Below are 12,891 nucleotides of genomic sequence, written 5' to 3'. Positions count from 1 at the left end.
TGTTTCTCCGGCTTCGGTGGCTTCGCCAGTCTCCCTGAAAGGCGCGCCCCTTAGCTTTACGTTGAGCGTCACAAACATTGGGGATAATTTATGCCGGAAGATGATCCGCTTAAGGTAGCAAAGGATAGCGTCTCTCTAGTAGCCGAGGTCATTAAGGCAGCGGGTGATAATCCGCAGGTAAAGGAGGCCGCGGGCAATCTTGGACATACAGCCGTGACACTAACGAAAACGATCAATAACGTACTAGTGCCGCTGGCGGCAATCAATTTTGCATTCGACAAGGCCAGAGCCTATTTTTCTGGCCAGTTTCCGCAAGAGATCGCTGAGAAAGCCGAAAGTATCCCGCCGGAGCACATTGTTGAGCCGAAGGCATCTATTGCTGGCCCTACGCTTCAGGGCCTCGCATTTACCCACGAAGAGCCGAACCTTAAGGAGATGTACCTGAATTTGCTTGCGACAGCCATGGATGGTCGTTCAGCCTCCACTGCCCACCCTGCTTTTGTGGAAATTATTAAGCAGCTCGATAGCGAAGATGCTAGGTTAGTTCGTGTCGCACTTCAGTCTCCCGTTGCAATACCTATTGTTCAGATTCATCGCAAACTAAAGGGTGGAGCTGAATACCAAGTGCTTACACAACACTTACTTAATCTCACCGATTCTACAACCAATGCGCCTGTCGAAGACCCACAGATTCCTGCAATGATTGACAACTGGATTCGCCTAGGTCTAGTCGAGGTCGCGTATGACAAGTATCTGACGGGCCCCACAAGCTACGCATGGGCTGATCAACGACCAGAATTCTTGCGGCTGTCTCAGACTTCGCAACTAGATGGGGCAAAAGTGGAGTATCAAAAGGGTTACATGCAGCGCACCGAGCTTGGCAAACGGTTCGCTAAGGCCATAGGTCTATAGTGACGCCCAACCCATCATTCCACCAGACTGGCCGAAAAGCGCGGCCAGCCAGTGAATTAAAACGTTCGCGGGCGCCGTGCGCCCGCGAACGGGGCGCGAGTGTCGAACATCGGGGCGTTGGGCGCACAGCGCCCGCGAACCCCTCGTTCGAGCGGACACCGCTACGCGGGTGCCGCACAACTCGCGCCCCGTTCGGCGTCATCAGGAAGCGTAGCTACTGTATGAAGTTTGTATTGAGCCGACTTACGGACTATTCCAGCGAAGCAATACTTTCTGAGCTTCAGCGTGTGGCTTCCCTCGTTGAAACGCCCTACATGTCCAAAGCCGTGTTTGACGAACACTCTAGGGTGCACTCGGCGACCATAGTTCGCCGCTTTAATGGCTGGGAGAATGCGCTCACACAAGCCGGGCTGAGCCACCGCATTCAACCTGTAAACATCACAGAGAAAATGCGTAACCAACGCGGCAAAGAGATTTCCAACGCCGACCTTATCCTTGAACTACAGCGTGTCGCCGCGCTCGCAGGCGTAGATGGCCTCAAGACTCAAGACATCAAAGAACATTCCTCTATTGACCCCGCGATCGTGCGACGGAGGTTTGGAAGCTGGAACAAGGGCCTTAAGGAGGCCGGGTTGAGAGTCCCTGCGAGAGCGCGTCGCTATACGGATGAAGAGTGCTTTGAAAACTTGCTAAATCTCTGGGTGCATTTGGGTCGCGCCCCGTTTTTCCGTGAATTGGAGGTACCACCTTCAGTTGTCGGCGGCACTGCATACGTTAAACGATGGGGCACGTTCAACAAGGCATTGCTTGCATTCATCGCCCAAACAGAAACTGATACAGCATCCCCAAGCTTGCCGCCGCAAGTCGAGCCTGAACCAACAGTTCCCAATGTAGATGCAGGCGTTGCTCCAGGCATTGCTCCAAGGGTCAAGCGAAAGGTGCCGCTTGGCATTCGCTTCACTGTTCTCAAACGCGATTGCTTCAAATGCGTCCTATGTGGCGTGTCTCCGGCCACATCGGTAACGTGCAACCTTCACGTCGATCACATCGTCCCACTGGCTGAAGGTGGAGGAAACGAGATTACAAATCTGCGCACGCTCTGCGATAGTTGCAATCTTGGTAAAGGCGCACGAAATGAATGACGCCGAACCCATCATTCCACCGGACGCTGCGCGATGAAGCCGCGCAGCGCCGGTGAATTCAGACGTTAGGGTTTTTAACCATGAAGATTTTCTGCCACCAGTGCGGTAAGCACACAAACCACAACATCCTGGCCGAGGAAAAAGTTCGTCCCGATGAGCACGACCCTTACCACTGGGGGGTAAACCATTACTTCGCTCGGTGTGCCGGCTGCGATGCGTTCACTTACGCAATTGAGGAATGGTGCGAAGACGACTGGAACCCACATACCGGAGAAATGGATTCAACGTGGAAAACCTATCCACGGGGATCTACCGAACGTAAGCCCATGGATGACGAACACGAACTGCCCGCCAAAGTTCAGCTCATTTACAAGGAAATAATTGGTTCTATGAACGCCCAACTACCAGTCCTCTCGGGGGTCGGGTTACGAGCTCTGATTGAGTCAATTTGTAGAGACCAAGAGATTTCTGGCAGCAATCTCGAAAAACTTATTGATGGGTTGGCCACAAGTGGCGTCCTGTCAAAAGCACAGGCCGACATACTTCACACACACCGGTTTCTTGGCAATGTTGCCGCGCATGAAATCACCTCTGCAAAGCCGCGTGAACTTGTTGCCGCGCTCGAAATTGCTGAAAACATTCTCCGCACAATCTATGTACTGCCAAAGCTTTCCAAGCAGGTCACAACGGGGCGCACACCCTAACATGGCGCTCAACCTCACTCCCTTCGGTCGCTGGACGCTGCGCGATAAAGCCGCGCAACGCCGGTTAGCTCTACGTTAGGCATTTACTCTTCGCCCATGAAATATTGTCCGCTTTGTCAAAGTGATCTTGTCAGTCGTCCGGTGGAGGGAGACATGCGGCTCGCTTGTTCATCGCAGCAGTGTAAGTTCGTGCACTGGAACAATCCCATTCCTGTCGTCGCGGGCTTAGTTCGGTGCAATGGTCAGTACGTCTTGGCAAGAAATGCCTCCTGGCCGCCAGGTATGTTTTCCCTGATCACCGGGTTTCTTGAGCATGGCGAGTCGCCGGAGAGCGCCATCCTTAGAGAAACGGAAGAGGAGCTTGGTCTTACGGGCCATGAATGCAAATTCATAGGCCATTTCGCTCTCCCAGAATTTAATCAACTTATTATCGCTTTCGCCGTCGAGGCCTATGGGCACGTCAAGTTGAACGAAGAAATCGCAGAGGTACAACTGGTCGCGCATGACCAACTCGCTACGTTCGATTTCGGGTGCCTTGAGCTAACCAACACAGTCGTCTCGCATTGGCTGAAAAATGTCTAACCCGACGCTCAACCTCGCTCCCTTCAGTCGCTGGACGTTGCGCGATAAAGCCGCGCAGCGCCGGTTAGCTCTACGTTATACGGCATGAGTACCCGAGCGAACTTTTCTCCTGCTACAAAAGAGCTTCTCGCAAGGCGAGCGGGCTTTCACTGTTCCTTCCCAGGCTGCTACGCGCCAACAACAGGCCCAAGCGCAGAATCGACGGGGAGCGTTAGTAACTCAGGAATGGCTTGCCATATTTGGGCTGCGGCGTCTGGCGGCAGTGCATGCCGCGTATCAACAACGATGGAGAAGCATCAATTAGAAGATGCCTCCAACGGCATCTGGATGTGCTACTCACATGGGAAGTTAATCGACACGGACGAGAACACCTACACCGCCGCGATGCTTCTTACATGGAAGCATATCGCGGAACTCCGCGCCAAGCTTAGCCAAGAGCTAGGGCGTGACGTCGTACTGACCCCGCGCGACTTAGCTCAAGTTCCGCTACCAGCGGAAACTCTACAGTTCCTGTCCTTGGGAGAGGAAAATCGCATCATTGGTGATGCAATAGCAAATAGTTGCATCGAACAAATTTGGGGGCGGGAGCTAGCTCGCGCAACCCGCGATGCGCTTATTGAACTATTAAGGAATGCGTTCAGTCATGGGAAAGCCGCGAACGCAACAATCGATATCCAAGCGAGCTATATCGAGGTAAGCGATAACGGACAGCAGTTCGACAGCACAACCCTTACTGGTCTATCTGGCGGCGGTGGTTCTTTGTCGCTAGTCGCTTTGCGGGAGGACCACGGTGCAACGATAGTATTTCGCTCGGAGTATGTATCTGGCCAAAACCTGAATCGACTGACTCTGGTACGCAAGCCCGCGGATATTTCTAGCGCAACACCTTGCTCGGTCTCAATCGACCACACAACCATGGCAACGCTCCATCATCAGTTGCAGACCCTGACCGCTTGCAACACCATCTATGTTCTTCTCCCCAAATACTTGGCTTTAAGCGATGTATTCGGCTTTCCCCAAGCGATTGGGCGGGCTTTACCACCTGGGAAGAAAGTCATCTTGGTGGGAGAGCACTTGTCGGAGCGAGTTGTTGAAGTGCTCCAGAAGCTTGGTCAGCACGTCGAGATTCTGAACTTTGAAGATTAAGCATGCCGTATAACCCTGCGTTCGAGGCGACCTGCGCGAAAAGCCGCGCAGGTGCCTCAACTCCACGTTGGGCATCTCCTTGGACATTTCCCCTTCACTCGGCACCAAACTCACGGTATAACTTGAATATTATCTTTACGGAGACATTAGCCATGGGAAATCAACTCGAATTGCTCGAAGCCGAAGCCCTGAAACTAACTGCAGGGGAGCGCGCAGCTTTCGCTCAGCTATTGCTCGCTAGTCTCGACGAAGATTCCGAGATTGAGGAAGCGTGGGCCGCCGAAACCGAGCGCAGAATTGCTGACATCGAAAGTGGGGTGTCGCAAGTCATTCCGATTGCTGACGCTCTGGCACAGGTCCGTGCAGCGCTGAAGTGAAGCTCGTCGTTACTCCACTGGCGCTCGCCGAACTGCACGACGCAGCAGCATTCTATACGCTGAAGGCGGGTGTCGAGCTTGGTCTCGCGCTTGTGACTGAGTTTGAACGAACGGCCAATCTCGTTCTGAACAACCCTCTGCTCGGTGCTGTGTTCCGAAGCAAGCGCCGGCGATATATCCTCCGTCGATTCCCATATAGCATCATCTATCAGGTCACCGCAGAGGAGCTTCGAATTCTCGCCGTGGCGCATCACAGGCGTCGTCCCGGCTACTGGGCGCAACGGAAGTAGTACGCACAAAGAGGAGATTGAAAATGCGTAAGGCCAAACAAAAGCCTGTGGGCCGCCAGCCCAAAATTGACATTGGTGCTGAACTGCTAGCGTCGGTGCGCGAAATGAAGGCGGGCATTCGTGCCCGTGTTTATTGCCCCGAGATTTCTGCAGTCGGTCATGCCCGCTTGGCATCTGGCCTTTCTCAAACCGCCTTCGCTGCGCTGCTTGGAGTTTCTGTGCGCACGCTCCAAGACTGGGAACAGGGTCGCCGAGAGCCGTTAGGCGCGGCAAAAAACGCTCTTCCGCGTCGCAGAACGCCACCCCGAAGTTCTGCAAGAACTTGCTGCGTAAAATCGTGCGGCCCAACCCTGCGGTCGAGCGGACTTCGTGCATAAAGCCGCGCGAGGCCGCTCACCTAACACGTTGGGCGCCGTGAAACGTATCTTCGTCGCTTGCATAGGCGGACAGATGAAGTGGGGCTCTCCATAGGCACAAATCCAGATGAACGAATCCGTGATCAATCAAGTGTCCGATACTGCATTAATGGCCGCCGCTTACCGGGCCATAGAGACGGATCGCCCGAACGCAATGTTTCACGATCCGCTCGCTGCGAAGCTCGCCGGCGAGCAAGGCAGGAAAATAATTGGCAGTCTTCCGAAGCAGGCATTCATCGGCGGCTGGACGGTCGTGATTCGCACTCGGATTATCGACGACTTCATTCAAGACGCAATTGCCGAGGGCGTGGACACGATTCTGAACCTGGGCGCGGGGCTGGACACCAGGCCATACCGTATGGAGCTGCCTAAATCGCTCCGCTGGATCGAAGTGGATTACCCGCACGTCATAGAGCTGAAGGAAATCCGTCTTTCTGGCGAGACGCCACGATGCCGAGTAGAGCGGGTCAGGCTGGATCTTGCCGACGTTACTGCCCGGCGGACATTTCTCGACGAAGTGGCGGCCCAGTCGAAGAGAGTCCTCGTACTAACCGAGGCTGTCACGCCCTATCTTTCCGAAGACGCTGTTGCCTCCCTCGGGGCGGACCTGCGCTCGCATGAGTCAATAAGATATTGGGTAGCGGATTATTTCTCCCCGGCATCGTATGAATACCGACGGCGAAGTGGCATGAGTCAGGCGATGAAGAACGCCCCGTTTCTGTTCGAGCCGAAAGACTACTTCGGCTTCTTTGCGCAGATCGGCTGGAAGCCGAAGGAAACGCGGTATTTCGCGATTGAAGCGGAACGGCTGCATCGTCCGGCGCCGTTCCCTCTCCCGATAAGACTTGCGATGCGTATTCTGGGACTTTTCGCGTCGCTGGCGCGTCGCCGAGAGATGAAACGGTACGCAGGTTTTGTTCTGTTCGAACCGGCAAAAACGGAGGAACGGGCGGCTACTCGAAACCGCGACGCCCAACAAGAGCATGCAGCCGACGCCAAAGAGCGGCGCGGCTGATGCTGGCGTTGGGCGTCAGACAACCGGGGCCACTGGAATACCAAGGACCTGAAACGTTTTTCAAGGAGCATCAAGGTGGCTAACCTTGCGTTCCACCAGACGGGCAAAAAACCGCCCGCTGGTGAACTTAAACGTCCGAGCGGACACCGCTACGCGGGTGCCGCACAACTCACGCCCCGTTAGGCATCTTGATGCCATAAGGCACACAGGTGTAATATCCGCATTATGAAACCTGTGAACTGGAGCACCGAGAAAAATATCCGCCTCAAGGCTGAGCGAGGCGTATCTTTTGAGGAGGTGTTATCGGCCATGTCGAATGGGAACCTCCTTGTCGTGCTAGACCATCCAAACACAGATCAATATCCGAACCAACGCATGTTTGTGGTTCGTATTCGTGGCTACGCCTATCTGGTGCCGTTTGTGGAGACGAAACAAGAGGTCTTCCTGAAAACGATTATCCCGAGCAGGAAAGCCACTCGTATCTATCTTAATGAGGAGCGTTGAAATGGACAAAGAAAGAAAACTGGAGGAAGAAATTCTGGCCTCCTTTGAAAGAGATGAATGGCAGCCTTCTCCAAAAGATAAAAGTGAAATTGCACGTTTTGCAGCAATGGCCTCGACTTCTCTGGCTAAAGACAAGAGGGTCAATATTCGCATCTCATCCCGTGATCTTGACGATATTCAAGCCAAGGCCGCAGAAGAAGCAATTCCTTATCAAACGTTAATGGCCAGTGTCCTTCACAAATACGTTACCGGGCGTCTTGTAGAGCCATCGCCAAGCCTAACCCGACATTCAACCCGGACTCCGCAAAAGCGCGGAGCCGGTTAATTCAACGTTCGAGCGGACACCGCTACGCGGGTGCCGCACAACTCGCGCCCCGTTATGCCGCTAAAAAATAGCAAGGGGAAATGTATGACATGGAGAACAACTGAGTCGTGCAAGAGATGTGGAGCACATTATGAGATAGAGATATGGGATTTAGGACATAAGGAATCGGACTCGATCAGTTGTCTATGCTGTGGCAACATATTGCGAGAGTGGAAAAATGAAGCGAAGTCTTTCTCTATATCAGGGGTGCTTAGTCGAGGCAATATGCAGCTAAAATATGATGATATAGAAAAATACATTGGAAAAAGGTTCAGATTCCAAAAAGACAGCATTCAGTTTGAAGGCGAAATTGTGGGGCTAGGAGATTCTGTGATGGCGATTTCTCCAACATTAGTCATTAAGCCATGGGTAGTGAGAACTGCCGAAAAAGACATTCACCTTCACCCAGAGAATGATTGGCAAATTTGTGGCGGCGAGAAGGCATAACAAGCGCGGTCAAGGTAGATTAACCTCCGCGGCGCCAACTTTGTGCTTGAATAACACAAATTTGTCACCACTCCATTTTGCCACTTACCGCGAACGTTATGCCGCTTGATCTGGACATCAAGGTCTCCGACGTCATTGCAGCCATTGCATTGCTGATCTCCGTTCTCTCGGCGATCTATGCACGCGGGCAAAGGATAGCTGCAGAGCGGGCCAATCTCATTGCGGTTCGCGAAAGCCGCCGCCCGTTGCGGCTGCAGGTGTTCCAGTCAATGCACCACTTCTCGAAGTACTGCTCGACGTACTGGACGCTTTATCACATGGGCGAAGTAAACCGAAGCCGAGAGCTCACGGAGCGCATTGATACTTTCAAGTGGGAAATCGAGCAGCACGGACATCTGGACATGCCGGATGTTGAGGAGAAAGCAAAGGCCTTCGTTAATGGCGCGTGGAAGCTCCAGAGGCTGGTCGACCGCATTGCGGGCGGGCAGAACAACCCACATGATAGTGAGTACGCCACCGCCGAGGAGAATGTAGAGGGGCTCGTAGACTGGTTCGCTAAGGAAAACCGTGAACTCAAGGCTCTCTTCCAGCCATACTTGGGTGCGGCATAACATGGCGCTCAACCTCGCTCCCTTTGGTCGCTGGACGCTGCGCGATAAAGCCGCGCAGCGCCGGTTAGCTCTACGTTGGGCCTATTCAAGGTTGCCGCAATGACTGATCTCTTTCCGCCTTGGCCGCTGTGCTCGGCATTCCTTCTTGCGAGCTTTGTCCTTGCCGTCATCCCCGGGCCTGGCGTGCTCTACATCGTTACACGCAGCCTTGTTCAAGGGCGCCAGTCCGGGTTGGTGTCGGTGGCCGGTGTCGCGCTCGGCAACCTCGGCAACGCGCTTGCTGCTTCGGTTGGACTTGCCGCTTTGTTCGCGGTTTCGTCACTTGCTTTCTCCGTAGTCAAGTATGCCGGCGCACTCTACCTTGTGTACCTCGGTGCGCAAATGCTCCGTTCCTCCCCTGTCGAGATTTCAGCCGGCGTTCCCGTCGCTACGCCACTTAAGCGCGTCTTCCGTGACGGTTTCGTCGTTGCTCTGCTCAACCCCAAGACTACGGTTTTCTTTGCTGCTTTTCTGCCGCAGTTCCTGAGTCCCAATGCGCCGCCCATGTTTCAGAGCATGGCGCTTGGTTTTCTTTTCGTGGCAATAGCCGCAGTAACCGACAGCACCTACGCTTTGGCCGCGGGTGTCGAAGCACCCGCATTACGCCGTGCTGCTGCTCGTCGTATCGGGCGGCGGCTCGGTGGGGGTGTGTTTATCGGTCTCGGGGTTTTCACTGCGCTCGCTGGGTCGCGCGGTGCCAAATAGACCCAACCCATCATTCCACCGGACCTTGCGCATAAAGCCGCGCAAGGCCGGTGAATTCAGACGTTATATTTTTCGGAGTGCTGCCTAAGTGACCGACGCTGTTGCATTATTTAGCCTTATAGTTGCATTCGCGGCATATCGCCATGCCGTAGTATCCTCGCGGGATAACACCAAACAAATTCAAGAAATATCGAATACGCATCTTCGACTTTATTCAAATATTGCGATAAGCAAGGCAAGTCAGAAATATGTCTCCCTGCTGTCAAATATCAATAAAGAATTTGAAGAAATCGTTGGCAAGCTCGCATATACAGCACTTGATGCAAGCACAAAAATTGGCAGTGTTTTCGATGAGTTCGACACAAAAAGTCAGGCTCACCCATATCTCAGACATGCTTTCCATACAGGCATTACTGTCGTTAGGGAAGCTTACGACAAAGAGCTTACCTACCAAACAGGACTTAATCTGGTTTCTCGATTACGAACCCTGAAGTTCATCAAGGGGAATGTAGCGTCTTATGAGCCAGAAAAACCTGACCGATCCATTTTTTCCTTCCTCAAAAAACAAAACAAACCTAATGGTCCAGAGGACGCCATTAATGCATCATCAGTTTTTTGGGATTCACTTAAAACAATCTATGACAGAATTCCAGAAGAAAAAGAGCCTGAGTTATTTCGCCTCACTCTCCCCTACATAGAAGAATACTCACGCTTACATAGCGAGTTCAGGCAGCGCTTAGAAGAGCTTGAAAAACAACTAGAGGATGCAATCAAAGAAAATGCATTGGAAATGTTTGATATCCGTGATATCCCGGGTCTTGGCGCCAAATTCTATAGAGTTAAAGGCGACATAGGGCGAGTTAGAGGGCTGTACTTTCCTGATTTACATGGCCTATGTGAAATGCCCGTGCATGATGGAATCTCATATTCCTTATACGCAGCCAGTGTTCTATTCATAATCTCGCAGCATTTCATGTGGGGAAAAATATAACATGGTGCTCAACCTCGCTCCTTTCAGTCGCTGGACGCTGCGCGATAAAGCCGCGCAGCGCCGGTTAGCTTTACGTTGGGCAGCACGTAAGCGTCCGTTACCTCGATTTTCTCTTGAACTGACATGAAACGTCCGAAGAAGCCGTCTATAGCCGCTGTAATCGAAGCTCTTAAAGCGCAGAGGGATACAGTGCAACCTCGTGATTGGCGGGAGTTCGAGGATCACGTTCGACAGGTCTATCAGACGTTGTTGGACTTGAAGAGCGAGAAGGTGCTCGTTGCACGTGACGTTACGATCCGGGGCAAAACTGGTCTCGACCATCAAATAGATGTCTATTACGAGTTCGAGTTGACTGGGCTTCGGCATCAAGTAGCCATCGAATGCAAAAACATACAACGTCCTTTGGATAAGGATCGCGTTATGGCTTTTTGTGCGAAGGTCAGCGATTGCCCTGGTGTGCGAGGGTGCATTGTTTCGGCACATGGATACCAGAGTGGCGCAAAGAAATTCGCCGAAGACAACGGAATCACCGCGCTAGTGCTTGCTGACCTACCGTCTATTGGCAAACTTTTGGGTATGCGCTTGGAGATGGTCGCTATTCCGACGGAAGCAACTATCGGCCAGCCGTTCTGGACATTATTTGAGTTGGACACCGGAGCACCTGCGGGCCATAAGCAAGATGGGGAGATGTATGGAGTTCTCTTCTTTTCGAAGAAACAGGCACAAACTTATTTTGAGACTAGGTCGTATGGTGCTGGCTGGGCAGTACGCGGACTGTCCCAAGAGAATTTGCGAACCTATATTCTTACAGTCGATGCGATGGCAGGGCGTTTTCTATTAGCCCAAATGGTCGGTCATCCTGACGAGACGTCCTCCTTCGTCGCCCAAGAGATCGCGCGCCAGACTCTAATTTCCGAGTTCTATGTTGGCTCGAATCCCATTCCGGACGAACCAATGGTCATGCCTTCCATCGCCAAGCATCGATCAACTCGGGGTTAACCTCCACTCACAAATGGACCAACATATGAACGCGCTGCCCAACCCTGCAATCCACCGGACATGCGCGAAGAGCTGCGCAGGCCGGTGATTTTGAACGTGTGTGCCGGGCATGGCACGTAACTACCCAGGTGCGAGTCCTGGGGCCAGGTTTACGCAGAGCCGAAGGCTAGGAGAACGGCAAGGGCGTTGTCGCGAGGCACCCTCACCTAAAACGTTAGTCTGCAGAAAGCGCGACCGCGATGCCTGGAAACGCTCGTAACAACTTACCGTCCATCGTTACAAGCTTCGTGCCCAGTTTCATCGCTAGTGCGACAAACTCGCAGTCATATGCTGAACATTCGCTATCCCGCACCAGTTCCAAGACACTGAGCGAGTCCACTTCGTATTCGGCTCCAGCGAGCCAATCTTCTGCCTCACCCTGGAGGCTTTGCACTTGCTGGAACGTCAGGCTTCCGCGTCTAAGGTACCCAGCCAGGATGTTTCGAAATTCACTTCGCCAAAGAACCGGCGCAGCCCAATTTGGATCGTGTTCGAACAGGGCTTCTGCGACCGAGGTGTACTCGCCAGGCAGATACAAATACGCCAGCACATTCGAGTCCACGACAATCATGGACGTCCCTGCCTCTTCAGGGTGTCAATGTCGCGCGCTCGAAACTTCGTTGTGCTCAACCCCGCCCTTAGCTGGCGCGCACGCGCAAGCCGTTCGCTGGGAGTTATCTTGGTCGGCGTAAGCACGGTCTCAAGGCACACAATCGCCTCACTGTTGAGGCTGCGACGGTGCGCTTCCGCTGCAGCCTTCAGGCGTTCATACACTTCGTCCGGAATGTTCTTCAACGTCAGCGTTGTAGGCATGGCTTTCTCCAACCATAATGGCACCATAACGGTTCCAATATACAGTCTGCCGTGCAGCTTGCCAATCTGCGGACTAACCCGGCTTGCAGGGGATACTGCGCGATAAGGCCGCGCCCCTGAACTTGAACGTGTGCGCCGGGCATCCGCGCCCAACTCACGCGCGGTGGACCTATCCCGATTGGGCGTCTCAGTAGTGGAAACGCAACTGAGCAATCATCAATGCATCACCTTCTATTCGATACACCATGCGATGCTCATCTGTAATACGGCGTGACCAAAATCCTGAAAGAGCATGCTTCAGTGCTTCGGGTTTGCCAACTCCAGCGAAGGGTTCACGCTGTGTCTCACGTATCAGCTTATTGATTCGCTCGACCATGCGCTTGTCTTGCTTCTGCCAATATAGGTAGTCTTCCCATGCATCGTCAGAGAAGATCAGCCTCACTTCGCCAGCTTCCGCTCAACACCTTTACCGGCGTTCAGTTGTGCGACGGCAGCGAGAAGGCGCTTGGCGTTGGCGGGGGTACGCAAGAGGTAGGCGGTTTCCTCCAGCGCCTTGTAGTCTTCGAGCGAGAGCATCACGACGGACTGTTCGCCATTGCGGGTAATGATCAAGGGTTCGTGGTCGTCGCAAACGCGGTCCATGGCGCTGGCGAGGTTTGCACGAACGGTGGTATAGGTAATCGCATCCATAACAAGCCTCCAAATATGTACGCGTTACTGTACATCTTTTGCGGCAGCCTGTCTAGCGCGACGGTGCAGACGCCCGCAACCGCCTGGTGTGCCCAACTCAACGTT

Annotated in this window: 20 protein-coding genes; 16 read left to right on the top strand and 4 right to left on the bottom strand. The window is 53.3% G+C overall.

All coding sequences use genetic code 11. The features are described from left to right. Positions 1-90: 90 nt before the first annotated feature. From PJU76_RS00330 to PJU76_RS00255, 16 genes are all read left to right on the top strand, one after another. A complete protein-coding gene (locus PJU76_RS00330) occupies positions 91-912 on the top strand; it encodes a DUF4393 domain-containing protein (protein WP_271779989.1) in 822 nt (273 codons plus the stop codon). A gap of 221 nt (positions 913-1,133) precedes the next feature. Continuing rightward, entirely contained in the window at positions 1,134-2,054 is a 921-nt protein-coding gene (locus tag PJU76_RS00325; RefSeq protein WP_271779988.1) for a homing endonuclease associated repeat-containing protein, read from the top strand. 80 nt (positions 2,055-2,134) lie between these two features. After that, positions 2,135-2,758, top strand: coding sequence for a DUF4145 domain-containing protein (locus tag PJU76_RS00320; RefSeq protein WP_271779987.1), 624 nt, complete (start codon positions 2,135-2,137; stop codon positions 2,756-2,758). A gap of 96 nt (positions 2,759-2,854) precedes the next feature. Continuing rightward, the gene (locus PJU76_RS00315; RefSeq protein WP_334212470.1) at positions 2,855-3,340 is read left to right on the top strand and encodes an NUDIX domain-containing protein; all 486 of its coding nucleotides are present in this window, start codon (positions 2,855-2,857) and stop codon (positions 3,338-3,340) included. Between the two features lie 285 nt (positions 3,341-3,625). Then, a complete protein-coding gene (locus tag PJU76_RS00310) occupies positions 3,626-4,486 on the top strand; it encodes a hypothetical protein (RefSeq protein WP_271779985.1) in 861 nt (286 codons plus the stop codon). A gap of 152 nt (positions 4,487-4,638) precedes the next feature. Next, positions 4,639-4,863 (top strand): addiction module protein, encoded by a 225-nt coding sequence (locus PJU76_RS00305; protein ID WP_064217701.1) that lies wholly within the window; start codon positions 4,639-4,641, stop codon positions 4,861-4,863. Further along, positions 4,860-5,153: a type II toxin-antitoxin system RelE/ParE family toxin gene (locus PJU76_RS00300; RefSeq protein ID WP_271779984.1), complete on the top strand. Its 294-nt coding sequence runs from the start codon at positions 4,860-4,862 to the stop codon at positions 5,151-5,153. The genes PJU76_RS00305 and PJU76_RS00300 overlap by 4 nt, the downstream gene beginning before the upstream one ends. A 23-nt stretch (positions 5,154-5,176) precedes the next feature. Beyond that, positions 5,177-5,530, top strand: coding sequence for a helix-turn-helix domain-containing protein (locus PJU76_RS00295; RefSeq protein WP_334212469.1), 354 nt, complete (start codon positions 5,177-5,179; stop codon positions 5,528-5,530). A gap of 106 nt (positions 5,531-5,636) precedes the next feature. Next, positions 5,637-6,584: a class I SAM-dependent methyltransferase gene (locus PJU76_RS00290; protein ID WP_271779983.1), complete on the top strand. Its 948-nt coding sequence runs from the start codon at positions 5,637-5,639 to the stop codon at positions 6,582-6,584. Positions 6,585-6,809: 225 nt separating this feature from the next. After that, positions 6,810-7,088, top strand: coding sequence for a BrnT family toxin (locus PJU76_RS00285; protein WP_064217698.1), 279 nt, complete (start codon positions 6,810-6,812; stop codon positions 7,086-7,088). A 1-nt stretch (position 7,089) separates the two neighbouring features. Next, positions 7,090-7,413 carry a hypothetical protein gene (locus tag PJU76_RS00280; RefSeq protein WP_226844102.1) on the top strand — a complete coding sequence of 108 codons (324 nt, stop codon included), beginning with the start codon at positions 7,090-7,092 and terminating at the stop codon, positions 7,411-7,413. A 264-nt stretch (positions 7,414-7,677) separates the two neighbouring features. Further along, on the top strand, positions 7,678-7,899 hold the full coding sequence (locus PJU76_RS00275) for a hypothetical protein (protein ID WP_064217696.1): 222 nt from the start codon (positions 7,678-7,680) through the stop codon (positions 7,897-7,899). A gap of 98 nt (positions 7,900-7,997) precedes the next feature. Next, complete coding sequence (locus PJU76_RS00270; RefSeq protein WP_271779982.1) at positions 7,998-8,510, top strand: hypothetical protein; 513 nt, start codon at positions 7,998-8,000, stop codon at positions 8,508-8,510. Between the two features lie 99 nt (positions 8,511-8,609). Continuing rightward, positions 8,610-9,254 (top strand): LysE family translocator, encoded by a 645-nt coding sequence (locus tag PJU76_RS00265; protein WP_271779981.1) that lies wholly within the window; start codon positions 8,610-8,612, stop codon positions 9,252-9,254. An 88-nt stretch (positions 9,255-9,342) separates the two neighbouring features. Further along, positions 9,343-10,245 (top strand): hypothetical protein, encoded by a 903-nt coding sequence (locus PJU76_RS00260; RefSeq protein WP_271779980.1) that lies wholly within the window; start codon positions 9,343-9,345, stop codon positions 10,243-10,245. Positions 10,246-10,368: 123 nt separating this feature from the next. Then, positions 10,369-11,244, top strand: coding sequence for a restriction endonuclease (locus tag PJU76_RS00255; RefSeq protein WP_271779979.1), 876 nt, complete (start codon positions 10,369-10,371; stop codon positions 11,242-11,244). Between the two features lie 214 nt (positions 11,245-11,458). On the opposite strand, the gene PJU76_RS00250 is transcribed toward PJU76_RS00255, so the two are convergent. From PJU76_RS00250 to PJU76_RS00235, 4 genes are all read right to left on the bottom strand, one after another. Beyond that, positions 11,459-11,854, bottom strand: a complete 396-nt coding sequence (locus tag PJU76_RS00250) for a type II toxin-antitoxin system VapC family toxin (RefSeq protein WP_271779978.1) — start codon at positions 11,852-11,854, stop codon at positions 11,459-11,461. Then, complete coding sequence (locus PJU76_RS00245; protein ID WP_271779977.1) at positions 11,851-12,096, bottom strand: FitA-like ribbon-helix-helix domain-containing protein; 246 nt, start codon at positions 12,094-12,096, stop codon at positions 11,851-11,853. The genes PJU76_RS00250 and PJU76_RS00245 overlap by 4 nt, the downstream gene beginning before the upstream one ends. 187 nt (positions 12,097-12,283) lie before the next feature. Next, entirely contained in the window at positions 12,284-12,538 is a 255-nt protein-coding gene (locus PJU76_RS00240) for a Txe/YoeB family addiction module toxin (RefSeq protein WP_065413237.1), read from the bottom strand. Continuing rightward, entirely contained in the window at positions 12,535-12,786 is a 252-nt protein-coding gene (locus PJU76_RS00235) for a type II toxin-antitoxin system Phd/YefM family antitoxin (RefSeq protein WP_035191769.1), read from the bottom strand. Before PJU76_RS00235 ends, PJU76_RS00240 begins: the two co-directional genes overlap by 4 nt. Between the last annotated feature and the right edge of the window lie 105 nt (positions 12,787-12,891).

It is taken from the genome of Acidithiobacillus ferriphilus (genome assembly GCF_028215975.1).
Classification (GTDB): domain Bacteria; phylum Pseudomonadota; class Gammaproteobacteria; order Acidithiobacillales; family Acidithiobacillaceae; genus Acidithiobacillus; species Acidithiobacillus ferriphilus.
This window is presented reverse-complemented; position numbering and strand designations above follow the sequence as displayed.